Source organism: Streptomyces sp. MAI_2237, assembly GCF_054189285.1.
Window position 1 is genome coordinate 2,436,794 of sequence record NZ_JAJPGQ010000003.1, and the last position, 23,219, is coordinate 2,460,012.

Genomic DNA, 23,219 nt, shown 5'->3' on the forward strand with positions numbered 1-23,219 from the left:
GCCTCGGGGCACCCCCTGCCGCGTTAGCCTGGAGCGTCAGACTCCAGCCGGCCAAGTGAGGGGCGCAAGGATCCCGTGCGCATCGCCAGATTCTCCATCGACGGGAACGTCGCCTTCGGCGCGGTCGAGGGCGACAAGCCGGACGAGCTCGTCCTGGACATCATCAAGGGCATCCCGTTCGCCGACTTCGAGCTCTCCGGTACGAAGGTCCCGCTGAGCAAGGTCAGGCTGCTGCCGCCGGTGCTCCCCAACAAGGTCGTGGCCTTCGGCCGCAACTACGCGGAGCACGCCCGCGAGCTGGGCAACGAGGTGCCCGACGCGCCGTTCGCCTTCTTCAAGCCGTCCACCTCCGTGATCGGCCCGGGCGACGAGATCCGCTACCCGTCCTTCACCGAGGACCTGCACCACGAGGCCGAACTCGCCGTGGTCATCGGCCGCATGTGCCGCGAGGTCCCGCGCGAGCGCGTCGCCGACGTGATCTTCGGCTACACCTGCGCCAACGACGTCACCGCCCGTGACGTGCAGAAGCGCGAGAAGCAGTGGGCCCGGGCCAAGGGCTTCGACAACTCGTGCCCGCTCGGTCCCTGGGTGGAGACCGGCCTGGACCTGAAGGCGGCCTCGGACCTGACCGTCCAGCTCACCGTCAACGGCGAACAACGCCAGCTCGGCCGCACCAGCGAGATGATCCACTCGATCGAGGACCTGATCGTCAACATCACCGAGGCCATGACGCTGCTCCCCGGCGACGTGATCCTCACGGGCACCCCGGCAGGCGTCGGACCGCTCACCGTCGGCGACGAGGTCGCCGTCACCATCGAAGGCATCGGCACTCTCACCAACAAGGTTGTCAAGCGTGGCTAGCGCACCCGGCTCCCCCGTACGCGTCCGTTTCTGTCCCTCGCCCACCGGTAACCCGCACGTGGGCCTGGTCCGGACCGCCCTGTTCAACTGGGCCTTCGCCCGGCACCACCAGGGCACCCTGGTCTTCCGCATCGAGGACACCGACGCGGCCCGCGACTCCGAGGAGTCCTACCACCAGCTCCTCGAGGCGATGCGCTGGCTGGGCTTCGACTGGGACGAGGGCCCCGAGATCGGCGGCCCGCACGCGCCGTACCGCCAGTCGCAGCGCATGGACATCTACCAGGACGTCGCGCGGAAGCTCCTGGACGCCGGCCACGCCTACCACTGCTACTGCTCCCAGGAGGAGCTGGACACCCGCCGCGAGGCCGCCCGCGCCGCCGGCAAGCCGTCCGGCTACGACGGCCACTGCCGCGACCTCACCGAGGCGCAGGTCGAGGAGTACAAGGCCCAGGGCCGCGCCCCGATCGTCCGCTTCCGCATGCCCGACGAGACGATCACCTTCACGGACCTGGTCCGCGGCGAGCTGACGTTCACCCCCGAGAACGTCCCGGACTACGGCATCGTCCGCGCCAACGGAGCCCCGCTGTACACGCTGGTCAACCCGGTCGACGACGCGCTGATGGAGATCACCCACGTCCTGCGCGGCGAGGACCTGCTCTCCTCCACCCCCCGCCAGGTCGCCCTGTACAAGGCGCTGACCGAGCTGGGCATCGCCAAGCAGACCCCGCACTTCGGCCACCTGCCCTACGTCATGGGCGAGGGCAACAAGAAGCTGTCGAAGCGCGACCCGCAGTCGTCGCTGAACCTCTACCGCGAGCGCGGCTTCCTGTCCGAGGGCCTGCTCAACTACCTTTCGCTGCTCGGCTGGTCGCTCTCCGCGGACCAGGACATCTTCTCCATCGAGGAGATGGTCGCGGCCTTCGACATCGCCGACGTCAACCCCAACCCGGCGCGCTTCGACCTGAAGAAGTGCGAGGCGATCAACGCCGACCACATCCGCCTGCTCGACGTGAAGGACTTCACCGAGCGCTGCGCCCCCTGGCTGAAGGCCCCCTTCGCCCCCTGGGCGCCGGAGGACTTCGACGAGGCGAAGTGGCAGGCCGTCGCCCCGCACGCGCAGACCCGTCTGAAGGTCCTGTCGGAGATCACGGACAACGTCGACTTCCTGTTCCTGCCGGAGCCGGTCTTCGACGAGGCGTCCTGGGCCAAGGCCATGAAGGAGGGCAGCGACGCGCTGCTGCGCACGGCCCGCGAGAAGCTGGAGGCGGCCGACTGGACCTCCGCGGAGTCCCTGAAGGAGGCCGTCCTGGCCGCCGGTGAGGCCCATGGCCTCAAGCTCGGCAAGGCCCAGGCCCCGGTCCGCGTCGCCGTCACCGGCCGCACGGTCGGCCTGCCCCTCTTCGAGTCCCTGGAGATCCTGGGCAAGGACCGCACGCTGGCCCGCATCGACGCGGCACTGGCGAAGCTGACCGCGTAGCGCACCCGGATGTAAAGGGCGGCGGCCGTTGCGGCTGCCGCCCTTCCGCTTTCGTCCAGGCCCGCTTGTCCTGATCGACAGCGCGTGTTCATGATCGGTTGGTCCGGGCGTCGCGGGCCGTCCCGATGCTCATGATCATGTCATCCTGGAGAACGTCACTGAGACTGAGCACCCCGGTGGGGCTGGCCGCCGTGCTTCTCGCGGCCGCGGGCACCCTGACCCCGGCGTCCGCCCAGACCAACTGGACGTACACGAACGACTACGAGGGCAACTGCCTGGTGGCGTCGCCCACGACCGGCAACGTCTGGTCGGGCACCTGCAACGACTCGCTCGTCACCCGCAACTGGCACTGGGGCGCGACGACCACCACCGCCTTCGGATACACCTTCCGCCGGCTGGTGAGCAACGCCAACGGCGACTGCCTCACCACGGACTGGAAGAGCCAGAACAACGCCGTGTGGACGAGCCCCTGCGGCGGCAGCGGCCAGCAGTTCTGGAACGCCGACGGCCACCGCATCATGAACACCTGGGGACACCAACTGCGCACCTCGGACAACGGCGACGCCGTCTACAGCAGCACGGCCGAGGTCACGGACCAGATCCCGCCGGCGCGCTTCGACTGGTACGGCGCCCACGACTGACGGTTTTTCCGGGGTGCGGGGACGTGCCGGCACGGCCCGCGTTACCGTCGGATCATGAGCATCCGTGCCGTGGTCTGGGACGTCGACGACACCCTCTTCGACTACACCACCGCGGACCGCGAGGGCATGCGGTCCCATCTCGCCGCCGAGGGCCTGCTGATCGTGGAGGAGACCCCGGAGCAGGCCCTCGCGCGCTGGCGGGAGATCACCGACCGGCAGTGGGCGCGCTTCTCCGCGGGGGAGCTGTCCTTCGAGGAGCAGCGCCGTGAGCGCATCCGGGTGTTCCTGGGCACACCCCTGGCCGCCGCCGAGGCCGACGCCTGGTTCAGCCGGTACATGACGCACTACGAGGCCGCCTGGGCCCTCTTCCCGGACGTCCTGCCCGTCCTGGACGCCCTCGCCGCCAGCCACCGGCACGCCGTGCTGTCCAACTCCAGCCTCACCGTCCAGGACCGCAAGCTGCGCACCCTCGGCGTGCACGACCGCTTCGAGACCATCCTGTGCGCCGCGGAACTCGGCGTCTCCAAGCCCCAGGCCGGCGCCTTCCTGGCCGCCTGCGAAGCCTTGGGCCTCGCCCCGCACGAGGTGGCGTACGTCGGCGACCACCCGGAGATCGACGGGCGGGGCGCCGCCGACGCGGGGCTGCTGTCGGTGTGGATCGACCGCGGCGGCGTGTACACCGCCGGTACCGCCCCCTTCGGACCGCACCGGATCGCCTCCCTCGCCGAACTCCCCGCGATCCTCGGCGCGGATACCCGTTTTGGAGCCCCGTCCACCTTCGGGTAATGTTCTTCCTGCGCCGCCGGGGAGCGGGCCGAAAGGCCGGGAACCGGGGGAGCAAACTAGAACAAGATCCCCTCAGGGGCTTGCGTTCCAGTGGCCTATGGTGTAATTGGCAGCACGACTGATTCTGGTTCAGTTAGTCTTGGTTCGAGTCCAGGTAGGCCAGCTCGCAGAGCTCATCTGCAAAGCCCCCGTTGTGTAGCGGCCTAGCACGCCGCCCTCTCAAGGCGGTAGCGCCGGTTCGAATCCGGTCGGGGGTACTGGTTCCGATCAACTCGGGATCGCTAGGGCCCCCGTTGTGTAGCGGCCTAGCACGCCGCCCTCTCAAGGCGGTAGCGCCGGTTCGAATCCGGTCGGGGGTACTGACTGGTCTAAACCATCATTGGTCTATGGTGTAATTGGCAGCACGACTGATTCTGGTTCAGTTAGTCTTGGTTCGAGTCCAGGTAGACCAGCTCGGACCTGCGGAAACGCAGGCTCCACGCCCCCGTTGTGTAGCGGCCTAGCACGCCGCCCTCTCAAGGCGGTAGCGCCGGTTCGAATCCGGTCGGGGGTACAGACGGAAAAGGCCCTCCACTTCGGTGGAGGGCCTTTCTCGTGTCCGGGTTCACTCGAAGCCGTACCGCCGCGCCGACTCCTCCTCCTGGGCCAGCCGGTGCAGCGCGCGCAGCACCGGCTCGTTGAGGATCGCGCCCAGCACGGCGAACTCGACCTGCTCGGGCTCCGAGGGGTACGCCTCCATGTTGTCCAGGTCGAGGACGGCCGTCCGGTGCATCAACTCGGCGTAGGGCGCGAGCTGTTCGGCCCCCCACTCGTAGCCGAGTCGGTGCAGGGCGGCCACCGCCACGACCAGCGAGCGGTAGGCGGGGGAGATGGTCGACACCTGCTCGGCGTTCCGCCAGCCCAGCCGGTCCAGGAGCGCGGTGGTCTCCCGGTGCGCCGTCCGTATGTACTCGTCCTCCTCGTCCGGCTCCGGTACCCGCGGCAGCGCCCACAGGGCGGCGCCGAGGCGGATCGTGCGGCCCAGGGAATCGTCGTCGATGTGTCCGAGCACCTCGCGGACCGTCGCCACCGGGATGCGGCCGACCTGGATCATCGCGCGCACCAGGCGCAGCCGGCGCAGGTGTTCCTCCTCGTACTCGGCGGTCGTCGCGTTGAGCTGGCGGCCGGGCGGCAACAGGCCCTCGCGCAGGTAGTACTTGATCGTCGCGGTGGACACCCCACTGCGTTCGCTGAGCTCCGCCAGCCGCATCTCTTGCGCCTCTCCTTGGGAAGTGTCACTATCCAAGCATCGACCAGAAGGATAGTGCCGCTATCCGATGGAGTGCAGGGGGCTGCCGTGTTCACGAAACAGGTGCTGGGTCGTACGACCGCGGACACCGAGGGGGACGTGGTGGTCCTGCTCATCGGGATGCGGATCAATCACTTCTGGGCGGTGCACCAGTGGCCGCCGGTCATGATGGCGATGTTCCGCATGCTGGGGGAGCTTGCGCGGAACCATGACCGGGGGCTGCTGGGGCACGTGATGCTGACGGCCTCGCCGCGGACCTACTACGTGGTCCAGTACTGGGAGTCCAAGGAGAAGCTGTACGCCTACGCGCACTCGCCCGAGATGTTCCACCACCGGGCGTGGGCGATCGTCAACCGCAAGGAGCGCGCCGGAAAGACGCGCGGGCACGTGGGGCTGTGGCACGAGGCGTACGTGGTGCCCGAGGGGTCGTACGAGGCGATCTACCTCGACATGCCGGCCTTCGGACTGGCCCGGGCGCACGGGCAGGTGCCGGTGGAGCGGCGGGGCCGCTCCGCGAAGGACCGGTTCGCGCACCGGTCGGGGCCGAAGGCGGCCGAGCGAGCCGAATGAACGGGGGGAACGGGGGATCGGGGAGGGCCTGCCGCGGCGTTGGGGCGGGCCCTCCCCGATGACGTTCCCGAGGAGAGGCGCCGGGGGTCAGCCCGAGCGGCGCAGGGCCTCCGAGAGGCGGGCGGCGGCGTCGATGACCGCCTGGGCGTGCATCCGGCCCGGGTGACGGGTCAGGCGCTCGATGGGGCCGGAGACCGAGACGGCGGCCACCACGCGGTTGGACGGGCCGCGTACGGGCGCCGAGACGGACGCGACGCCCGGCTCGCGCTCGCCGATGGACTGGGCCCAGCCGCGGCGCCGTACGCCCGACAGGGCCGTGGCCGTGAAGCGGGCGCCCTGCAGGCCGCGGTGGAGGCGCTCGGGCTCCTCCCAGGCCATCAGGATCTGCGCGGAGGAACCGGCCTTCATGGTGAGCGTCGAGCCGACCGGGACCGTGTCCCGAAGACCGGACAGGCGTTCCGCCGCGGCCACGCAGATGCGCATGTCGCCCTGGCGGCGGTAGAGCTGGGCGCTCTCGCCGGTGACGTCCCGCAGGTGCGTGAGCACCGGGCCGGCCGTCGCGAGCAGCCGGTCCTCGCCGGCCGCCGCCGCGAGTTCGGCAAGCCGGGGGCCGAGAATGAAACGGCCCTGCATGTCGCGTGCCACCATGCGGTGGTGCTCCAGGGCCACGGCCAGTCGGTGGGCCGTTGGTCGTGCCAGTCCGGTGGCCGCCACCAGTCCTGCGAGGGTGGCCGGGCCGGACTCCAGGGCGCTCAGGACAAGGGCTGCCTTGTCCAGGACGCCGACGCCGCTACTGTTGTCCATGCAACGATACTCACGTCTCACTCTGTGAAACGCAAGTTCCTTTTTTCGTGAGACGCGCAACCCTTGTATCCACAGCGGCCCGCTGACCGAACGGGCCGGATGACGGATGCCCGTGAACTGGGGCCGGGCGCACCGTCTCCTCAAGATCTCTAGTTGGGCCGGTGGACGTTCGCCGGCCGGAGGGAAAGCGATGGGTAGGACACTCGCGGAGAAGGTCTGGGACGACCACGTCGTCCGGCGCGCCGAGGGCGAGCCCGACCTCCTCTTCATCGATCTCCACCTCCTGCACGAGGTGACCAGCCCGCAGGCCTTCGACGGCCTGCGTCAGAACGGCCGCCCGGTGCGCCGTCTCGACCTCACCATCGCCACCGAGGACCACAACACCCCGACCCTCGACATCGACAAGCCGATCGCGGACCCGGTCTCCCGGGCCCAGCTGGAGACGCTGCGCAAGAACTGCGCCGAGTTCGGGGTGCGGCTGCACCCGCTGGGCGACGTCGAGCAGGGCGTCGTGCACGTGGTGGGGCCCCAGCTGGGCCTGACCCAGCCGGGCACGACCGTCGTCTGCGGCGACTCGCACACCTCCACCCACGGCGCCTTCGGCGCGCTGGCGTTCGGCATCGGCACCTCGCAGGTCGAGCACGTGCTGGCCACCCAGACGCTGCCGCTGGCCCGCCCGAAGACCATGGCCATCACGGTCGACGGCGAACTGCCCGACGGCGTCACCGCCAAGGACCTGATCCTGGCGATCATCGCCAAGATCGGTACGGGCGGCGGCCAGGGCTACATCCTGGAGTACCGCGGCTCCGCCATCGAGAAGCTCTCGATGGAGGCCCGCATGACCATCTGCAACATGTCGATCGAGGCCGGCGCCCGCGCGGGCATGATCGCCCCCGACGAGACCACCTTCGCGTATCTCAAGGGCCGCCCGCACGCCCCCGAGGGCGCCGACTGGGACGCCGCGGTCGCGTACTGGAAGACGCTGCGGACGGACGACGACGCCGAGTTCGACGCCGAGGTCGTCATCGACGCCGCCTCGCTGTCGCCGTTCGTCACCTGGGGCACCAACCCCGGCCAGGGCGCGCCGCTTTCGGCGTCCGTCCCCGATCCCGCTTCATACGAAGACGCATCGGAGCGCCTCGCCGCCGAAAAGGCCCTGGAGTACATGGGGTTGGAGGCGGGACAGCCGCTGCGCTCCATCAACGTGGACACCGTCTTCGTAGGTTCCTGCACGAACGGCCGCATCGAGGACCTGCGCGCCGCCGCCGAGCTCCTCAAGGGCCGCAAAGTCGCCGACGGCGTACGGATGCTGGTCGTCCCCGGCTCCGCCCGCGTCGGTCTGCAGGCCGTCTCCGAGGGTCTGGACGTCGTCTTCAAGGAGGCCGGCGCCGAGTGGCGGCACGCCGGCTGCTCCATGTGCCTGGGCATGAACCCCGACCAGCTGGCCCCCGGCGAGCGCTCCGCGTCCACCTCCAACCGCAACTTCGAGGGCAGGCAGGGCAAGGGCGGCCGTACGCACCTGGTCTCGCCGCAGGTCGCCGCCGCGACCGCCGTGCTGGGTCACCTGGCCTCGCCCGCCGACCTGTCCGCAGCCCCCGCGCCCGCTGGAGTCTGATCAGTCATGGAAGCATTCACCAAGCACACCGGCCGGGCCGTCCCGCTGCGCCGCTCCAACGTCGACACCGACCAGATCATCCCTGCTCACTGGCTCAAGAAGGTGACCCGGGACGGTTTCGAGGACGGTCTGTTCGAGGCCTGGCGCAAGGACGCGGACTTCATCCTCAACCGCCCCGAGCGGCAGGGCGCCACGGTCTTGGTCGCCGGCCCCGACTTCGGCACCGGCTCCTCCCGCGAGCACGCGGTGTGGGCGCTGCAGAACTACGGCTTCAAGACCGTGATCTCCTCCCGGTTCGCGGACATCTTCCGCGGCAACTCGCTCAAGAACGGCCTGCTCACGGTGGTTCTGGAGCAGAAGATCGTGGACGCGCTGTGGGACCTCACCGAGAAGGACCCCACTGCTGAGGTCACTGTGGACCTTGAGGCCCGTGAGGTGCGGGCGGAGGGCATCACCGCCTCCTTCGAGCTCGACGAGAACTCCCGCTGGCGGCTGCTGAACGGGCTGGACGACATCTCCATCACCCTCCAGAACGAGGCCGACATCGCCGCCTACGAGGCGAAGCGGCCGTCGTACAAGCCGCAGACGCTCCAGGTCTGATCCCCGGCAGCCGGGCAAGACCAGTTTCAGCCACTCAGTACCCCCGATCGGCTCCGATCGGGGGTACTGCTGTGTCGGCACCCGATCGGTCCCGTACGAAGGCTGGCCTTTGTTCAACTTCCCACGTTAAAACGGTTGTTGCCGGGGTACGCGAGGTCTCGAGACGTGACTTTCGCAGACGTCCGGACGGCCGTTTGAGGTGGCAGTTGCCCCCTGGGCAGGCGACAACTCGCCCCAGATGGCACAATCTGTGCATGGAACACGACGGCCAACTCGAGCTCTATGCGGCAGTCGCGGACCGACTCAAAGAAGCGCACTCAAGGGTGCGCGCACTGCAAGTCCCGGAGGGCGTACGGATGGCGCTGACCCGGAAGCTGCTGGTCATTACGGCCGCGGCCAAGCACGATCTCGCCGACGCGGCAAGGCGACTGGAGGCGTTCACCGCGGACCTCGACGAGGGGCGAATCCCCGAAGAGGACCGCTGATCGCAGCCGGTACAGCCGAGTTCGTTGCGGCGCATGGGTGATAAGCCCGTTTCGTGTTTGATTTGCGGTATATATCTGCCTAACGTGCGAAAAAGCTTGAACACTTTCGTTCTGGCGATGTCTCCGAAGGGGAAGACGTGAACAAGGCGCAGCTCGTAGAAGCGATTGCCGACAAGTTGGGCGGCCGCCAGCAGGCCGCCGACGCTGTCGACGCGGTCCTGGACGCCATCGTCCGCGCGACCGTCGCCGGAGACCGGGTCTCGGTCACCGGCTTCGGCTCGTTCGAGAAGGTCGACCGTCCGGCCCGCTACGCTCGCAACCCCCAGACGGGCGAGCGGGTTCGGGTCAAGAAGACCTCCGTCCCGCGCTTCCGTGCCGGCCAGGGCTTCAAGGACCTGGTCAGCGGCTCGAAGAAGCTCCCGCGCGGCGGCGAGGTCGCCGTCAAGAAGGCCCCCAAGGGCAGCCTGACCGGCGGCGCGACCGCGACCGTGAAGAAGGCCGCGGCGAAGAAGACCACGGGCGCCGCGAAGAAGACCACCGCGAAGAAGACGACGGCCAAGAAGACCACGGCCGCCGCCGCGAAGAAGACCACCGCCAAGAAGACGACGGCGAAGAAGACCGCGGGCGCCGCCAAGACCACCGCGGCCAAGAAGACCACCGCCAAGAAGGCCACGGCCAAGAGCGCCCCCGCGAAGAAGGCGACGGCCAAGAAGGCCCCCGCCAAGAAGTCGACGGCTCGCACCACCACCGCCAAGAAGGCCACGGCCCGCAAGAGGTAACGGGCACAGGGGCACTCACGCGCCGGGCCGGACTCCGTGACGGAGTCCGGCCCGCGGCGTTCTCAGAACGTCTGCAGCGTGATCAGCGTGATGCGCGGGCCGCTGGTCTCGACGCGGACCCGCTGCCCCGGGCGCAGCAGCCGCAGACCGCCCGCGTCGAACGCCTCCCGGTCGAAGGGCATCGGGGTGCCGTCGTCCAGGAGGACCTGCCCGCTGCGGGTCTCGGGGTCGTACGTGTATGCGGTGGCCTGCATGATGCGCAGCCTACTGCCCGGGGATCAGCAACCGCGCGGCCACCGCGGCCGTCCGGCGCCCCACTCCGAGGGCCAGCGCCGCGCGCAGGTCGTCGCCGGTGTCCACGTCCTGGCGTACGGAATCCACCTCCGTCAGCGCCAGTTCCACGGCGCCGGACGCGCGGTGCCGGGCGCGGGAATCCGGGCCGAAAGCCGGACGCAATTCCTCGGCCGGTGACGCGGCCAGCAGGGTGGTGCCGATTGCGGCCGCATCGGCGAGGAATGCGCGCGGGAATTCCGCGGCCGCGTCCAGGACCCGGCCCAATTCCAGGGGGCGCAGCGCCGGCAGATCGGCGTTCAGGGCGGCCACGGCGCCGTCGGGCCGGTCGGCGCGGACCGCGGCCGCGCCGTGCGCCAGGGCCGCGTTGAGCCCGCCCCGCGGCTCGTCGGCGACGATGCGGGCGCCGAGCACGGCCAGTTCCCTGCCTGCCAGGGCGTCGTCCGTGACGACCGCCACATCCTTCACCACCGGGCAGGCCAGCGCCGCCGCCACGGTGTCCTGCGCGAACGCGAGGGCCAGACTCGGGCGGACCGCGTCGTGGGCGGTGTCCGCGAGCCTGCTCTTGGCCCGCGCCAAGGGTTTCAGGGGTATGACCAACGTCCACTGCACGAGCGTTTCGCCCCTCTCCTGTCGCGGTCATTGTCACTCAGCCGTCACCCGGCCCATCCGGCGGTCGCGCCGTCGGGGCGTACGGTGTTCTCGACAGACCGGCGGCCTGGGGCGACACTTGTGCGGCCCCCAGGTCCGATGTACCGGGCCGACGTCCTTGGCCCCTAGAGGAAGGTGCGCGCGTGCCCCGCCGCAGAATCGGCTTCTGGTACCGCTTCGCCGCGGTGCTCTGCAAACCGCCGCTGGTGGTTCTGATCAAGCGGGACTGGCGCGGAATGGAGCACATTCCGGCCGAGGGCGGATTTATCACCGCGGTGAACCACAATTCCCATGTGGACCCCTTCGCGTACGCGCACTATCAGTACAACACCGGACGGGTTCCGCGATTCCTGGCGAAGAGCGGCCTTTTCAAGAAGGGATTCGTCGGAGCCGCGATGCGCGGCACCGGCCAGATCCCCGTCTACCGCGAGTCCACCGACGCCCTCAGCGCCTTCCGTGCCGCCGTCGCCGCCGTCGAGCGCGGTGAGTGCGTCGTGTTCTACCCCGAGGGAACGATCACCCGGGACCCGAACGGCTGGCCCATGACGGCCAAGACGGGTGCCGCCCGGGTCGCCCTGCAGACCAAGTGCCCGGTGATCCCCGTCGCCCAGTGGGGAGCCAACGAACTGCTGCCGCCGTACAGCAAGAAGGCGTACGTCCTGCCGCGCAAGACCCACCATGTGCTCGCGGGCCCGCCCGTGGACCTCTCGCGCTTCTACGACCAGGAGATGACCGCGGAGGTCCTCAAGGAGGCCACCGAGGTCATCATGGCCGCCATCACCCGCCAGCTGGAGGAGATCCGCGGCGAGAAGGCGCCCGACACCCCTTACGACCCGCGCCGGGAGCGGATCGAGCAGCGGCGCAGGACGCAGGCGCAGACGCAGGCCAAGGCAGAGCAGGAAGAGGGGCAGGGTACGTGAGCAAGCCCGTCAAGGCGGCCGTCTTCAGCGCCGGTTCGTGGGGCACCGCGTTCGGGATGGTGCTGGCCGACGCGGGGTGCGAGGTCACCCTGTGGGCCCGGCGTCCGGAGGTGGCCGAGGCCATCAACTCCCGCCGTACGAACCCCGACTACTTCCCCGGCGTGGAGCTCCCGGAGAACGTGCGGGCCACCAGCGACCCCGCCGAGGCCGCCGCGGGCGCCGACTTCACGGTCCTGTCCGTGCCCTCCCAGACCCTGCGTGCCAACCTCGCCGAATGGGTGCCGCTGCTCGCGCCCGACACGGTCCTGGTGTCGCTCATGAAGGGTGTCGAACTCGGCTCCACCATGCGGATGAGCGAGGTGATCGACGACGTCGCCAAGGTCGGCGCCGACCGCATCGCCGTCGTCACCGGGCCCAACCTCGCCCGGGAGATCGCCGCCCGGATGCCGGCCGCCGCCGTCGTCGCCTGCACCGACGAGGCCGTCGCCCGGCGGCTGCAGGCCGTCTGCCACACCCCGTACTTCAGGCCGTACACCAACACCGACGTCGTCGGCTGCGAACTCGGCGGCGCCGTGAAGAACGTCATCGGCCTGGCCGTCGGCATCGCCGACGGCATGGGGCTCGGCGACAACGCCAAGGGCTCGCTCATCACGCGCGGACTCGCCGAGACCACGCGGCTCGGTGTCGCGCTGGGCGCCGACCCGCTGACGTTCGCCGGACTCGCCGGCCTCGGCGACCTGGTGGCGACCTGCTCCTCGCCGCTGTCGCGCAACCACACCTTCGGCACCAACCTCGGCAAGGGCATGACCCTGCAGGAGACCATCGCGGTCACCAAGCAGACCGCCGAGGGCGTCAAGTCCTGCGAGTCCGTGCTGGATCTGGCCCGCCGGCACGGCGTCGACATGCCGATCACCGAGACGGTCGTCGCCATCGTGCACGAGGGCAAGCCGCCGGTGGTCGCCGTCAAGGAGCTGATGTCGCGCAGCGCGAAGCCCGAACGACGCTGAGCGACGCCGCCGGTGGGACGCTGTCTCAGGGCACTACCACCGGGTACTCTCAACCCGATATGAGCACCGAGAACCTTCCCCAGAGCCCTGAGCAGCCGCCTCGCAAGCCGCGCGTGGCCGTCGTGTTCGGCGGGCGCAGCTCCGAACACGGGATCTCCGTGGTCACCGCGGGCGCCGTCCTCAAGGCCATCGACCGGACCAAGTACGACGTCCTGCCGATCGGCATCACGCGGGAAGGACGCTGGGCCCTGACCGCCGACGAGCCCGACCGCATGGCGATCACCGACCGCCGTACGCCCGAGGTCGAGGACGTGGCCGAGTCGGGTGAGGGCGGCGTGGTGCTCCCGCTGGACCCCGGCAACCGCGAAGTCGTCGTCAGCGAGCCCGGATCGGTGCCCAAGGCGCTCGGCGAGGTCGACGTCGTCTTCCCCGTCCTGCACGGCCCCTACGGCGAGGACGGCACCCTGCAGGGCCTGCTGGAGCTCTCCGGTGTGCCGTACGTGGGCTCGGGTGTGCTCGCCTCGGCCGTGGGCCAGGACAAGGAGTACATGAAGCGGGTGTTCACCTCCTTCGGGCTCAAGGTGGGCCCGTACGTGGTGATCCGGCCGCGTGAGTGGGAGCGGGACGAGGCCGCCGCCCGCAAGAAGATCGTCGACTTCGCGGGCGAGCACGGCTGGCCGCTGTTCGTGAAGCCCGCCCGCGCCGGCTCCTCGATCGGCATCACCAAGGTCGACGACATCTCCGGTCTCGGCGACGCGATCGCCGAGGCGCAGCGTCACGACCCGAAGATCCTCGTCGAGGCGGCGCTGCGGGGCCGCGAGATCGAGTGCGGGGTGCTGGAGTTCGAGGACGGCCCGCGGGCCAGCGTCCCGGCCGAGATCCCGCCGCCGCAGGAGCACGCGTACTACGACTTCGAGGCGAAGTACATCGACTCCACCCCGGGGATCGTGCCCGCGCCCCTGACCGGCGAGGAGACGGCCGAGGTCCAGCGCCTGGCGGTGCAGGCCTTCGAGGCGGCCTCGTGCGAGGGACTGGTCCGCGCGGACTTCTTCCTCACCGACGAGGGCTTCGTGATCAACGAGATCAACACGCTGCCCGGCTTCACGCCCATCTCGATGTACCCGCAGATGTGGCAGGCGACCGGAGTGGCCTACCCGGAACTCGTCGACCGCCTGATCCAGGCGGCCCTGCGCAGGTCCACGGGCCTGCGCTGACCGATCTAGTCGGCGATCCCCTCGGGGATCGCCTTCTTCACCGCCGGCGCCAGGTCGACGAGCGGGGACATGCCGTCCCCGGTGCGGGCCTTGGGGATGGTGACCTCGACGTACGCCTTGCGCAGCGTCGTCGTGAAGCGGAACGAGCCGTCGTCCCGCTTCTCCAGCAGCCACCCCACGCCGTTCACCTCGACCCCGTCGGCCTCCGGATCACCCATCTTCGCGGGCCGGTCGACGCCGCAGCGCAGTATGATCGCCGGGTTCCCCCAGCCCGCGGTCAGCGCGGACGCGGGCGTGGGATCCCGGCGATCCTGGCCGTCGACCTCGGACGGCAGCCCCTTGCCCAGCTTCTCGCACCACCCGGTGATCTTCGTGCCCGGCGAGGGAACCGTCGCCGACGCGCCGTCGTCTGCTGATGAGCAGCCCACGGCAGTGAACAGGGCGAGTGCGGGCAGCCCGGCAAGGGCGCGGCGCCGGTGACGAGAGAAGTTCACCGGCCAAGGGTAGACGGGGGCTACAGATGGACGACCGGACAGGTCAGGGTGCGGGTGATGCCGTCCACCTGCTGGACCTTCGCGACCACCATGCGGCCGAGGTCGTCCACGGTGTCGGCCTGCGCCCGCACGATCACGTCATAGGGTCCTGTCACGTCCTCGGCCTGGATCACCCCAGGAATCTTGCCGATCGTCTCGGCGACGGTCGACGCCTTGCCGACCTCCGTCTGGATCAGGATGTACGCCTGTACCACGGAACCTCCAGGGCGGCCACGAGGATCATGTGGGGAAAAGGAACGCCACGGTATCGCGTCGCCGCTCGTCAGGGGGAGACCTACGGCGACCGCGGTCCCCGCGCCGGGGTGCGGACAGGACACAGGTTGACGGACAACTCGACCGTATCGAGGACACTGATGACGCGCGACCGGGAACGGCAAGGGACAGAAGGGGACCAGCGGCAATGAAGGGCACTGTTGGTGAGCTCGGGGAGTTCGGGCTCATCAGGGAGCTCACCTCCCGTCTCACCACCACCCCGGCGGTCCGGGTCGGCCCCGGCGACGACGCCGCGGTGGTCGCCGCGCCCGACCGTCGGGTCGTGGCCTCGACCGACATCCTGCTGGAGGGCCGGCACTTCCGCCGCGACTGGTCCACGGCCTACGACGTGGGCCGCAAGGCCGCCGCGCAGAACCTCGCGGACATCGCCGCGATGGGCGCCGTCCCGACCGCGCTGCTGCTCGGCCTGGTCGTGCCGGCCGAACTCCCGGTGACCTGGCCCAGCGAGCTGATGGACGGCCTGCGCGACGAGTGCCAGGTCGCGGGCGCCTCGGTGGTGGGCGGGGACGTCGTACGGGGCGACACGATCGTGGTGTCGATCACCGCGCTCGGCGATCTGCGCAACCAGGAGCCCGTCACCCGGGCCGGCGCCCAGCCCGGCGACCTCGTCGCGGTCACCGGCTGGCTGGGCTGGTCGGCCGCCGGGTACGCCGTGCTGTCCCGGGGGTTCCGCTCGCCGCGCGCCTTCGTGGAGGCGCACCGGCGCCCGGAGCCGCCGTACCACGCGGGACCGGCCGCGGCCGGGCTCGGCGCGACCGCGATGTGCGACGTCAGCGACGGTCTGATCGCCGACCTCGGGCACATCGCGGAGGCCAGCAAGGTCCGCATCGACATCCGCTCCGGCGCGATCGACATCCCGTCCCAGATGAACGACATCGGGCAGGCCGTCGGCGTCGACCCCATGCAGTGGGTGCTCAGCGGGGGAGAGGACCACGCGATCGTGGCGACCTTCCCGCCGGACGTGAAGCTGCCCGCCCGCTGGAAGGTGATCGGCGAGGTCCTCAACCCCTCGGCGCTGCCCCAGGTCACGGTCGACGGGGCGCCGTGGACCAGCAAGGGCGGCTGGGACCACTTCGGGGACATCGAGTCGTGAGGCCGCGGGTGCTGACGGTCGCCGGCTCCGACTCCGGCGGAGGGGCCGGGATCCAGGCCGACCTGAAGACGATGCTCGCGCTCGGGGTGCACGGCATGAGCGTCGTCACCGCCGTCACCGCCCAGAACTCCCTTGGCGTGCAGGGGGCTTGGGAGCTGCCCGAGGAGGCGGTGCGGGCGCAGTACCGCAGCGTCGTCGACGACATCGGTGTCCAGGCGGTGAAGACCGGGATGCTCGCCTCGGCCGAAATGGTGTCCCTGGTAGCCGAGTTGATCGCCGGGACGGACGCGCCGGCGGTGGTGGACCCGGTGGGCGTCTCCAAGCACGGGGACCCGCTGCTCGCCGACTCCGCCCTGGACTCGATGCGCGAGCGGCTGCTCCCGGTCGCCACCGTCGCCACCCCGAACCTCGACGAGGTCGCCCAACTCACCGGCGTCCGCGTCGAGTCGGAGGACGGGCTGCGGCAGGCGGCAGCGGCCGTCCTGGCGTACGGACCGCAGTGGGTGCTGATCAAGGGCGGCCATCTGCCCGGCGACGCCGTGGACCTGCTCACCGACGGCTCGCAGGAGCATTGGCTGCGCGCCCCGCGGTACGACAACCGGCACACGCACGGCACGGGCTGCACCCTCGCCTCCGCGATCGCCTCGCAGCTCGCGAAGGGGCGGTCCGTGCCGGAGGCGGTGCACGCCGCCAAGGAGTACGTCACCGGCGCGATCGCGGCCGGCTTCGCGCTCGGCGGCGGGATCGGGCCCGTCGACCACGGCTGGGCCCTCAGTACGGGTAGTCCCGGAGCGTGATGCCCGTCGCCGCCTTCTCGGTCATCCGCTTGAAGAAGCCGGCCAGCGGGCGGGAGGCGAGGATCCGGTACATCCGGTCCCGGCTGCGGATGCGCCGCTCGGTCGGCGGGGCGAAGAACGGGCCCGCGTTGCCGGAGATCTTCTGGCAGCCCTTGGCGAAGTCCCGGACCCGGCTCTCGTACTCGGCGAAGGCGGTGCGGAAGTCGCCGTCCGCGAGGGCGAGTTCACCGGCGAGGACATACGCCCCGACGATCGCCACGCCCGTCCCCATGCCGCCCATGGTCGCCCCGTACCCGGCGTCCCCGAGCAGCGCCACGCGCCCCTTGGTGAGGCGGTCGACGTGGATCTGGGCGATGGCGTCGAAGTACAGGTCGTCGGACTGTTCCAGGGCCTCGAGGGCGGCCGGGGCCTCCCAGCCCATCCCGGAGAAGCGTTCCCCGAGGATCCGCTTGACCGCCGTGACGTCCCGGCGGTCGTAGCGCAGTTCCCCCGACCGGAAGACCAGCAGCGCGTGGCAGCGGTCCGGGTCGTCGTCGTAGTTGGCCAGGACGAGCGCGCGGCCGGGCTCGCTGTAGACGCGGCCGGTGCGGTCCAGGCCCAGGTGGTTGGGTGCGTCGAAGCCGGCCACGTAGTGGTCGAGGAAGCGCAGGTGACGGGACTCGTCGCCGAAGATCAGCCGGCGGGTGCGGGAGTGCAGTCCGTCCGCGCCGACGACCAGGTCGAAGCGGCGCGGCGCGCCCCGCTCGAAGGTGACGTCGACGCCCCGGGGGCCCTCGTCGAGGGTGGCGATCGAGTCGCCGAAGACGTACTCGACGTCGTCCCTGGTCCGCTCGTACATGATCCGCGCGAGGTCGCCGCGGAAGATCTCCACGTCGCCGCTCATCAACTCCGCGGGCAGGTCCACGCGCGGTCTGCCGTCCGCGTCGACCACGATCTGGCGGCCCATGTGGGTCTGGCGGACGTGGATCTCGTCCCAGATGCCCATGGAGGTCAGGACCCGGCGGTGGACGTGGCCGCGGAAGTCGACCGCGAAGCCGCCGCCGCGCAGTTCCGGGGCCTTCTCCACGACGGTCACCCGGGCGCCGAACCGGGCCAGGTTCAGCGCGAGGGCGGGGCCGGCGACGCTCGCGCCGGAGATCAGGACAGTGAGGTCGCTGAGGTTCTTCGTCATGCGAGGAGCCTCGGCGGGGGCGCTGACCGTCTCCCTACCGTTCGCTGACCGCAGCCGACCGCAGGGCGCGCCCCCGGTCGAAGGCCTCGTCGTAGGGCCCGCGCGGACAGGCGTGCGCGCGTGTCCCGCTCGGTGCGTACGACGTCGGGGTCGACGGCGTTGCCCGCGCCCCGCAGGGCCGCCGCCGCGCCGAGCAGCTCGGCGGCCCGCTCCGGGACGCCGGCGAGGGACGCCAGGGCCTCGGCCGCGTCGGCGAGTTCCAGGTCGCCCGGCCCCTCACCGGCGAGATCGGCGGCCTGCCGGAACCAGTCGACGGCCTCCTCGGTGTGCCCCTCGGCGGCGGCCGTGCGCCCGAGTCCGACGAGGGCGCGGACGGTCTCGCCGACGCTGAACCAGTTGGCGGCGCACTGCCCGAGGGCGTCCTCGTAGTGCACGCGCGCGCGTGCCGCGTCCCCGGAGAACCGGGCCGCGTTGCCCAGGCCGCGCCGGGCGGCCGCCACCTTGTCGGGCAGCCCGGCGCCGCGCGCGAGCGCCAGCGCCTCCTCGAAATGGCCCACGGCACCGGCCGTGTCGCCCCGGTGCAGCAGGACGGTGGCCCGGCTGCGCAGCAGATCGGCGGTCTCCTCCGGCGCGGCCAGCTCCCGCACGTGGGCCAGTCCCTCGTCGAGCAGTTCCAGGGCGCGCTCGGTCTCGCCGCGCGCGTGGGCGTACATGCCGATCGGGTCCAGGCAGTTGGCCATGCCCCAGCGGTCACCGGTGGCCCGGTAACTGCGGAGCGCCCGCGTGAAGCACTCCTCGGCCTCCCGCGGCCGCCCCGCGAACTGCGCCCGGAAGCCGAAGCCGACGTCGAGCAGGGCGTGCGCCCAGGGGGAGCCGCCGGCCAGGGTCAGGGCCTGCGTGTCGGTGGACGGCCGCGGACCGGCCGCGACCGCCCACAGCACGAGGACGTACGGCAGCCGCAACGGCGCCCGGTAGGCCATGAGGACGTCGTCCACGCGCGCGATGAGGTCCGGTTCCTGGCCCGCCCCCGACAGCGCGTTGATCGCGCACAGGACGTACTCCTCCTCCAGGCCGGGCGGCGGCTCCTGCCCGACGGCGGCCAGCAACTCCCGTGCGGTCGCGACCCGTTCGCCGTGCACCCCGCGCAACCGCCAGAACCAGGACAGGGGCCCCATCAGGCGCAGGGCGCCGGCGGGGTCGTGGTGCACGAGGTGGCGCAGCGCCGCGTCGAGATCGGCGCGCTCGGCGGCCAGCCGGGCCAGCCAGGGCAGCTGCTCGGCGCCGCGCAGGTGCGGTTCCGCCTGCTCGGCCAGCCGCAGGAACCAGGCGGCGTGGGCGTCCCCGAGGTCCGGCGCACCCTCGCTCGCGAACGCCCGGATCGTCTCCAGCATCCGGTACCGCCCCTCGGACACCTCCAGGAACGACTTCTCGACCAGCGACGCCAGCACGTCCTCCGGATACGGCAGCCCGCACACCGCCTCGACGGCCTCCAGGGTCGCGCCCCCGGAGAACACGGTCAGCCGCCGCGCCAGCTCCCGCTCCTCCTCGTCCAGCAGGTCCCAGCTCCACTCGACGACCGCGCGCAGGGTGCGGTGCCGTGGCGCCTTGGAGCGGTCGCCCCGCGAGAGCAGCCGGAACCGGTCGCCGAGGCGGTCGGCCAGCTCGTCAGGGGTCAGCGTGCGCAGCCGGGCCGCCGCGAGTTCGATGGCGAGGGGCAGCCCGTCGAGGGCGGCGCAGATGTCGGCCACGCGCGCGTGGCCGTCGAAATCCGCGCGTACGGCCCGGGCCCGGTCCAGGAAGAGCCGGACGGCCGGCTCGCGCGGCAGCGGCGGTACGGGGACCAGCACCTCACCGGTGAGCCCGAGGGACTCACGGCTGGTGGCGAGGATCCGCACGCCCGGGCAGGCGGACAGGAGCAGCGAGGCCAGCCGGGCCGCGTCCTCGACGAGATGCTCGCAGTTGTCGAGGACCAGCAGCAGCTCACGGTCCTCCAGGGCGGCGAGCAGACGGTCGGTGACGTCGGTGGCCGGCGACCGGAACCCGTCACGCGTCCCGAGCGCGGCCAGCACGGCGTACGCGATCCGCCCGCCGTCCGCGAGGGGTACGAGCTCGACGAAGCAGGGGGCGGGGGACCGGTCCTGTGCGGCGCCCGTCTCGATCGCCGGTCGTGTCTTCGCGGCGGCCGCCTCGATGGCCAGGCGGGTCTTTCCCGCTCCGCCCGGGCCGGTGAGGGTGACCAGGCGGTGGGCGGTGAGCAGGGCGCCGATGCGGGCGAGTTCGGGCTCGCGGCCGACGAACCGGGTGAGCTGGACCGGCAGGCGCAGGCGCCGGGGCTCGGCCCCGTGGAGCAGCTCCAGGTGCAGCGCCGCCAGCTCGGACGAGGGGTCGGCGCCCAGCTCGTCGGCGAGCGTCCGCCGGGCCTGCTCGTACACCGTCAGCGCCTCCGCAGGGCGTCCGTCGGCCCGCAGGGCCCGCATCAGCTGCCCGTACAGCCGCTCGCTCAGCGGGTGGGCGGCGAGCAGCGCCCGCAGCTCCGGTACGAGCCCGGGGCCGCCCCCGAGCGCGAGTTCGGCCTCGATCCGGTCCTGCGCGGCGAAGAGCCTCAGCTCCTCCAGCCGCGCGGCGTCGGCCCGGGCGTCCGGGAGGTCGGCCAGCGCAGGCCCCCGCCACAGGGCGAGGGCCTGCGTGAAGAGCGCCGCGGCCTGCCGGGGATCCGCGGCGACGGCACGCCCCCGCGCGGACAGCTCCTCGAACCGGTGGGCGTCGACGGTGTCCGGGTCCGTGACGATGCGATAGCCGGCCGCGGTCGCCTCGATCGCGGTGTGCGGGGCGAGCCGGCGGCGCAGGCGGGAGATCTGCGACTGGAGCGCGTTCGCCGCTCCGGCGGGCGGCCGGGTGCCGTACACGCCGTCCACGAGGCGCTGGGCGGAGACCGTGCGGCCCGCGTCGAGGAGCAGGAGCGTCAGCAGGGCGCGGGGGCGGGGGCCGCCGGGGTCGACGGGGGTGCCGTCGTCGGTGCGAACCTCCAGCGGGCCCAGGATCCCGAAGCGCATGCGCCCAGCTTGTCAGGTCCACCGCCGGGCACGGCAAAAAGCCGGCCCACCTCTCGGTGGACCGGCTCAGTGCAGCGAACCAGCAGTGGCCGCGCGCTCAGCTGTGGGCGTCAGCGCGAGACCTTGCCGGCCTTGATGCACGAGGTGCAAGCGTTCACGCGCTTCGGCGTCCCGCCGACCACGGTACGGACGCGCTGGATGTTCGGGTTCCAGCGACGGGACGTACGGCGGTGCGAGTGCGAGATGTTGTTGCCGAAGCCCGGCCCCTTGCCGCAGACGTCGCAGTTGGCAGCCACGGGTCACTCCAAAGACTTCAGATGCACTTACGGTTGGGTCCCGGCAGGCCGGGATCGAGATCGCAGGATCAGTGATCTGAGTGGCGTTGCCAGGGGTGAGAAAGCCCGATCTGCATCGGGCAACCGGAGCAGCATACAACGACTGCGCCAGTACAACGAAACTACCATGGCTGCTCAGGGGCCCGGCCCCGGCCCTCTTCCGGCGGACACCGGTCCGCGGTCTACGCTGCGTCCAGTCCAGCAGTTCAAGGAGGCGCAGGTGGCCCAGGTGCCGCAGACATTCCTCGATGCTCTCGCGGTGCGCACCTGGTGCGGCCTCGCGCTGGAGGCGCTCGGCAGGGCCCGCGAGGAGATCGACGCGATCAACGTGTACCCCGTGGCCGACGGGGACACCGGCACCAACCTGTATCTGACCGTGGAGTCCGCCGTCGCGGCGGTCGAGGCCGTCTTCGCCGCCCACGAGGTGGACTCCCGGGCCCCCGGGAAGCCGGCGCTGGCCGACGCCGTGCGCGCGATGGCGCACGGTGCCCTGATCGGCGCCCAGGGCAACTCCGGGACGATCCTCGCCCAGTTGCTGCGCGGCATGACCCAGGTCCTCGCCGTCGACGGTGAGACGCCTCACACCGACGGCGCCGGCCTGCGGCTCGCCCTGCGGCACGCCGCCGACTCCGCCCGCCAGGCCGTCGCCCATCCCGTCGAGGGCACGGTCCTGTCGGTCGCCGCGGCCGCCGCGGACGCGGCCCACGCGGCCGAGGGCGACTGCGGGGCGGTGGCGCGGGCCGCCTACGAAGGGGCGCGCGCCGCCCTCGCCGCGACGCCGGGGCAGCTGGCCGTGCTCAGGCGCGCCGGGGTGGTGGACGCCGGCGGCCGGGGGCTGGTGGCGGTGCTCGGGGCGCTGGTGGAGACGTTCACGGGGGAGACGCCGAGGCCGGTCGCGGCCGCCGCGGACCCGACCGACACCGTGGACGAGCCCGACGACGGTGCCCTGAGTCCCCACGCGCGCGTGGAGGGCGGCCCGGACGCCGTCGGCGCCTGCGCGGCGGGCACCCCCGCCACGGACGAGGACGGTCCCGCCTTCGAGGTGATCTACCTTCTGGAGGCCGAGGACACGGCCGTCGCGCGGCTGCGGGAGCGGCTGGACGCGCTCGGGGACTCCCTGGTCGTCGTCGGCGGCGACGGACTGTGGAACGTGCACGTCCACGTGGACGACGCGGGCGCCGCCGTGGAGGCGGGCGTCGAGGCCGGGCGGCCGTACCGCATCCGGATCACCCACTTCGGCGCCGGGGACGTCCACACGGCCCGCGGCGAGCGGCCGCCGCGCCCCAGGGCCCAGCGCGCGGTGGTGGCCGTCGTGCCCGGCGAGGGCCTGGCCGGGCTGTACGGCGAGGCCGGGGCCACCACCGTCCTCGCCCGACCCGGCGAGCCGCCCGCGAGCGGTGAACTCGTCCAGGCCGTACGACGGGCCCACGCGCGCGAGGTCGTGCTGCTGCCCAACGACGCCGAACTGCGGCACACCGCGGCCGCGGCGGCCGAGCAGGCCCGGACCGAGGGCGTCCGGGTGGCCCTGATCCCGACCCGCTCCGCGGTCCAGGGCATCGCCGCGCTCGCCGTGCACGAGCCGGAGCGCCGCTTCGACGAGGACGTCGTGTCGATGACCTCGGCGGCCGGCGCCACCCGCTACGCCGAGGTCTGTGTCGCCGAGCGCCAGTCCTGGACGATGGCGGGCATCTGCCAGGCCGGTGACGTGCTCGGCCTCATCGAGGGGGACGTGGCCGTGATCGGCTCGGACGTCACCGCCGCCGCCGAGACCGTCCTGGACCGCATGCTCCAGGCCGGCGGCGAGCTGGTCACCCTGGTCCTCGGCGACGACGCGCCCGAGTCCATCGCCGACCACCTGGAGGCACGCGTGCGGGAGACGCACCTCGCCGTGGACACGGTGGTCTACCGGGGCGGGCAGGGAGCCCTGCTGCTGATCGGCGTGGAGTGACGCCCG

At 71.6% G+C, this 23,219-nt stretch carries 24 protein-coding genes and 5 tRNA genes; 20 read left to right on the forward strand and 9 right to left on the reverse strand.

Annotated elements, in window-relative coordinates:
- The first annotated feature begins 75 nt into the window (after positions 1-75).
- From LN251_RS21695 to LN251_RS21735, 9 genes are all read left to right on the forward strand, one after another.
- Positions 76-861 carry a fumarylacetoacetate hydrolase family protein gene (locus tag LN251_RS21695; RefSeq protein ID WP_458245835.1) on the forward strand — a complete coding sequence of 262 codons (786 nt, stop codon included), beginning with the start codon at positions 76-78 and terminating at the stop codon, positions 859-861.
- A complete protein-coding gene (gltX, locus tag LN251_RS21700) occupies positions 854-2,338 on the forward strand; it encodes a glutamate--tRNA ligase (protein ID WP_458245836.1) in 1,485 nt (494 codons plus the stop codon). Before LN251_RS21695 ends, gltX begins: the two co-directional genes overlap by 8 nt.
- Positions 2,339-2,475: 137 nt before the next feature.
- Positions 2,476-2,979 carry a hypothetical protein gene (locus LN251_RS21705; protein WP_458245837.1) on the forward strand — a complete coding sequence of 168 codons (504 nt, stop codon included), beginning with the start codon at positions 2,476-2,478 and terminating at the stop codon, positions 2,977-2,979.
- Between the two features lie 54 nt (positions 2,980-3,033).
- Positions 3,034-3,765: an HAD family hydrolase gene (locus tag LN251_RS21710; RefSeq protein ID WP_458245838.1), complete on the forward strand. Its 732-nt coding sequence runs from the start codon at positions 3,034-3,036 to the stop codon at positions 3,763-3,765.
- A gap of 91 nt (positions 3,766-3,856) precedes the next feature.
- A tRNA-Gln gene (locus tag LN251_RS21715) sits at positions 3,857-3,928 on the forward strand.
- A 21-nt stretch (positions 3,929-3,949) separates the two neighbouring features.
- A tRNA-Glu gene (locus LN251_RS21720) sits at positions 3,950-4,022 on the forward strand.
- Between the two features lie 29 nt (positions 4,023-4,051).
- Positions 4,052-4,124, forward strand: a tRNA-Glu gene (locus LN251_RS21725).
- 21 nt (positions 4,125-4,145) lie between these two features.
- Positions 4,146-4,217 (forward strand) — tRNA-Gln (locus LN251_RS21730).
- Between the two features lie 28 nt (positions 4,218-4,245).
- Positions 4,246-4,318: transfer RNA gene (locus LN251_RS21735), tRNA-Glu, on the forward strand.
- Positions 4,319-4,369: 51 nt separating this feature from the next.
- On the opposite strand, the gene LN251_RS21740 is transcribed toward LN251_RS21735, so the two are convergent.
- On the reverse strand, positions 4,370-5,014 hold the full coding sequence (locus LN251_RS21740; RefSeq protein WP_458245839.1) for a MerR family transcriptional regulator: 645 nt from the start codon (positions 5,012-5,014) through the stop codon (positions 4,370-4,372).
- 87 nt (positions 5,015-5,101) lie between these two features.
- Between LN251_RS21740 and LN251_RS21745 the strand changes: the two genes are divergently transcribed.
- On the forward strand, positions 5,102-5,623 hold the full coding sequence (locus LN251_RS21745; protein ID WP_458245840.1) for a DUF4188 domain-containing protein: 522 nt from the start codon (positions 5,102-5,104) through the stop codon (positions 5,621-5,623).
- 87 nt (positions 5,624-5,710) lie between these two features.
- Here the strand turns inward: LN251_RS21745 and ndgR are convergent, their stop codons facing one another.
- Positions 5,711-6,427 carry an IclR family transcriptional regulator NdgR gene (gene ndgR, locus LN251_RS21750; protein ID WP_026278050.1) on the reverse strand — a complete coding sequence of 239 codons (717 nt, stop codon included), beginning with the start codon at positions 6,425-6,427 and terminating at the stop codon, positions 5,711-5,713.
- A gap of 190 nt (positions 6,428-6,617) precedes the next feature.
- On the opposite strand from ndgR, the gene leuC reads away from it, so the two are divergent.
- The 4 genes from leuC (at position 6,618) to LN251_RS21770 (ending at position 9,906) form a co-directional block, all read left to right on the forward strand.
- Positions 6,618-8,042: a 3-isopropylmalate dehydratase large subunit gene (gene leuC / locus LN251_RS21755; protein WP_383678964.1), complete on the forward strand. Its 1,425-nt coding sequence runs from the start codon at positions 6,618-6,620 to the stop codon at positions 8,040-8,042.
- 6 nt (positions 8,043-8,048) lie between these two features.
- Positions 8,049-8,642: a 3-isopropylmalate dehydratase small subunit gene (gene leuD, locus LN251_RS21760; protein ID WP_351574238.1), complete on the forward strand. Its 594-nt coding sequence runs from the start codon at positions 8,049-8,051 to the stop codon at positions 8,640-8,642.
- Between the two features lie 254 nt (positions 8,643-8,896).
- Positions 8,897-9,127, forward strand: a complete 231-nt coding sequence (locus LN251_RS21765; RefSeq protein WP_058922967.1) for an SCO5555 family protein — start codon at positions 8,897-8,899, stop codon at positions 9,125-9,127.
- Between the two features lie 137 nt (positions 9,128-9,264).
- Positions 9,265-9,906 (forward strand): HU family DNA-binding protein, encoded by a 642-nt coding sequence (locus tag LN251_RS21770; RefSeq protein WP_458245841.1) that lies wholly within the window; start codon positions 9,265-9,267, stop codon positions 9,904-9,906.
- Between the two features lie 62 nt (positions 9,907-9,968).
- Here the strand turns inward: LN251_RS21770 and LN251_RS21775 are convergent, their stop codons facing one another.
- Entirely contained in the window at positions 9,969-10,160 is a 192-nt protein-coding gene (locus LN251_RS21775; RefSeq protein WP_058922965.1) for a hypothetical protein, read from the reverse strand.
- 10 nt (positions 10,161-10,170) lie between these two features.
- The gene (gene cofC, locus LN251_RS21780) at positions 10,171-10,809 is read right to left on the reverse strand and encodes a 2-phospho-L-lactate guanylyltransferase (RefSeq protein WP_458245842.1); all 639 of its coding nucleotides are present in this window, start codon (positions 10,807-10,809) and stop codon (positions 10,171-10,173) included.
- A gap of 182 nt (positions 10,810-10,991) precedes the next feature.
- On the opposite strand from cofC, the gene LN251_RS21785 reads away from it, so the two are divergent.
- The 3 genes from LN251_RS21785 to LN251_RS21795 are packed head-to-tail and all read left to right on the forward strand — an operon-like array spanning position 10,992 to position 13,989.
- Positions 10,992-11,768 (forward strand): lysophospholipid acyltransferase family protein, encoded by a 777-nt coding sequence (locus LN251_RS21785; RefSeq protein WP_458245843.1) that lies wholly within the window; start codon positions 10,992-10,994, stop codon positions 11,766-11,768.
- Positions 11,765-12,775 carry an NAD(P)H-dependent glycerol-3-phosphate dehydrogenase gene (locus tag LN251_RS21790; RefSeq protein WP_458245844.1) on the forward strand — a complete coding sequence of 337 codons (1,011 nt, stop codon included), beginning with the start codon at positions 11,765-11,767 and terminating at the stop codon, positions 12,773-12,775. The genes LN251_RS21785 and LN251_RS21790 overlap by 4 nt, the downstream gene beginning before the upstream one ends.
- A 59-nt stretch (positions 12,776-12,834) precedes the next feature.
- Positions 12,835-13,989 (forward strand): D-alanine--D-alanine ligase family protein, encoded by a 1,155-nt coding sequence (locus LN251_RS21795; RefSeq protein ID WP_058922961.1) that lies wholly within the window; start codon positions 12,835-12,837, stop codon positions 13,987-13,989.
- Between the two features lie 5 nt (positions 13,990-13,994).
- Here LN251_RS21795 and LN251_RS21800 read toward each other — a convergent pair whose 3' ends face one another.
- Together LN251_RS21800 and LN251_RS21805 are read right to left on the reverse strand one after the other, a co-directional pair.
- On the reverse strand, positions 13,995-14,483 hold the full coding sequence (locus LN251_RS21800) for a DUF3515 domain-containing protein (RefSeq protein WP_458245845.1): 489 nt from the start codon (positions 14,481-14,483) through the stop codon (positions 13,995-13,997).
- Positions 14,484-14,503: 20 nt separating this feature from the next.
- Entirely contained in the window at positions 14,504-14,737 is a 234-nt protein-coding gene (locus LN251_RS21805; protein WP_029384521.1) for an Lrp/AsnC family transcriptional regulator, read from the reverse strand.
- A 206-nt stretch (positions 14,738-14,943) separates the two neighbouring features.
- Between LN251_RS21805 and LN251_RS21810 the strand changes: the two genes are divergently transcribed.
- Both LN251_RS21810 and thiD read left to right on the forward strand, forming a co-directional pair.
- Positions 14,944-15,909, forward strand: a complete 966-nt coding sequence (locus tag LN251_RS21810) for a thiamine-phosphate kinase (protein WP_058922959.1) — start codon at positions 14,944-14,946, stop codon at positions 15,907-15,909.
- Positions 15,906-16,706 carry a bifunctional hydroxymethylpyrimidine kinase/phosphomethylpyrimidine kinase gene (thiD, locus tag LN251_RS21815; protein WP_458245846.1) on the forward strand — a complete coding sequence of 267 codons (801 nt, stop codon included), beginning with the start codon at positions 15,906-15,908 and terminating at the stop codon, positions 16,704-16,706. The genes LN251_RS21810 and thiD overlap by 4 nt, the downstream gene beginning before the upstream one ends.
- Here thiD and LN251_RS21820 read toward each other — a convergent pair.
- From LN251_RS21820 to rpmB, 3 genes are all read right to left on the reverse strand, one after another.
- Positions 16,681-17,877, reverse strand: a complete 1,197-nt coding sequence (locus LN251_RS21820; protein ID WP_458245847.1) for an FAD-dependent monooxygenase — start codon at positions 17,875-17,877, stop codon at positions 16,681-16,683. The two genes, thiD and LN251_RS21820, sit on opposite strands and share 26 nt — an antisense overlap.
- The gene (locus tag LN251_RS21825; RefSeq protein WP_458245848.1) at positions 17,874-20,930 is read right to left on the reverse strand and encodes a BTAD domain-containing putative transcriptional regulator; all 3,057 of its coding nucleotides are present in this window, start codon (positions 20,928-20,930) and stop codon (positions 17,874-17,876) included. The genes LN251_RS21820 and LN251_RS21825 overlap by 4 nt, the downstream gene beginning before the upstream one ends.
- Positions 20,931-21,040: 110 nt before the next feature.
- Entirely contained in the window at positions 21,041-21,226 is a 186-nt protein-coding gene (gene rpmB / locus LN251_RS21830; RefSeq protein WP_003993230.1) for a 50S ribosomal protein L28, read from the reverse strand.
- A 259-nt stretch (positions 21,227-21,485) separates the two neighbouring features.
- Here rpmB and LN251_RS21835 point away from each other — a divergent pair, with 259 nt between their 5' ends.
- The gene (locus LN251_RS21835; protein WP_458245849.1) at positions 21,486-23,213 is read left to right on the forward strand and encodes a DAK2 domain-containing protein; all 1,728 of its coding nucleotides are present in this window, start codon (positions 21,486-21,488) and stop codon (positions 23,211-23,213) included.
- The last annotated feature ends 6 nt before the right edge of the window (positions 23,214-23,219 follow it).

Coding starts and splice junctions, on each gene's coding strand:
- ndgR (WP_026278050.1), bottom strand. CDS start 6,427: ATGGACAACAGTAGCGGCGTCGGCGTCCTGGACAAGGCAGCCCTTGTC.
- LN251_RS21775 (WP_058922965.1), bottom strand. CDS start 10,160: ATGCAGGCCACCGCATACACGTACGACCCCGAGACCCGCAGCGGGCAG.
- LN251_RS21765 (WP_058922967.1), top strand. CDS start 8,897: ATGGAACACGACGGCCAACTCGAGCTCTATGCGGCAGTCGCGGACCGA.
- leuC (WP_383678964.1), top strand. CDS start 6,618: ATGGGTAGGACACTCGCGGAGAAGGTCTGGGACGACCACGTCGTCCGG.
- LN251_RS21810 (WP_058922959.1), top strand. CDS start 14,944: ATGAAGGGCACTGTTGGTGAGCTCGGGGAGTTCGGGCTCATCAGGGAG.
- LN251_RS21710 (WP_458245838.1), top strand. CDS start 3,034: ATGAGCATCCGTGCCGTGGTCTGGGACGTCGACGACACCCTCTTCGAC.
- LN251_RS21825 (WP_458245848.1), bottom strand. CDS start 20,930: ATGCGCTTCGGGATCCTGGGCCCGCTGGAGGTTCGCACCGACGACGGC.
- LN251_RS21795 (WP_058922961.1), top strand. CDS start 12,835: ATGAGCACCGAGAACCTTCCCCAGAGCCCTGAGCAGCCGCCTCGCAAG.
- LN251_RS21705 (WP_458245837.1), top strand. CDS start 2,476: ATGTCATCCTGGAGAACGTCACTGAGACTGAGCACCCCGGTGGGGCTG.
- LN251_RS21820 (WP_458245847.1), bottom strand. CDS start 17,877: ATGACGAAGAACCTCAGCGACCTCACTGTCCTGATCTCCGGCGCGAGC.
- LN251_RS21740 (WP_458245839.1), bottom strand. CDS start 5,014: ATGCGGCTGGCGGAGCTCAGCGAACGCAGTGGGGTGTCCACCGCGACG.
- leuD (WP_351574238.1), top strand. CDS start 8,049: ATGGAAGCATTCACCAAGCACACCGGCCGGGCCGTCCCGCTGCGCCGC.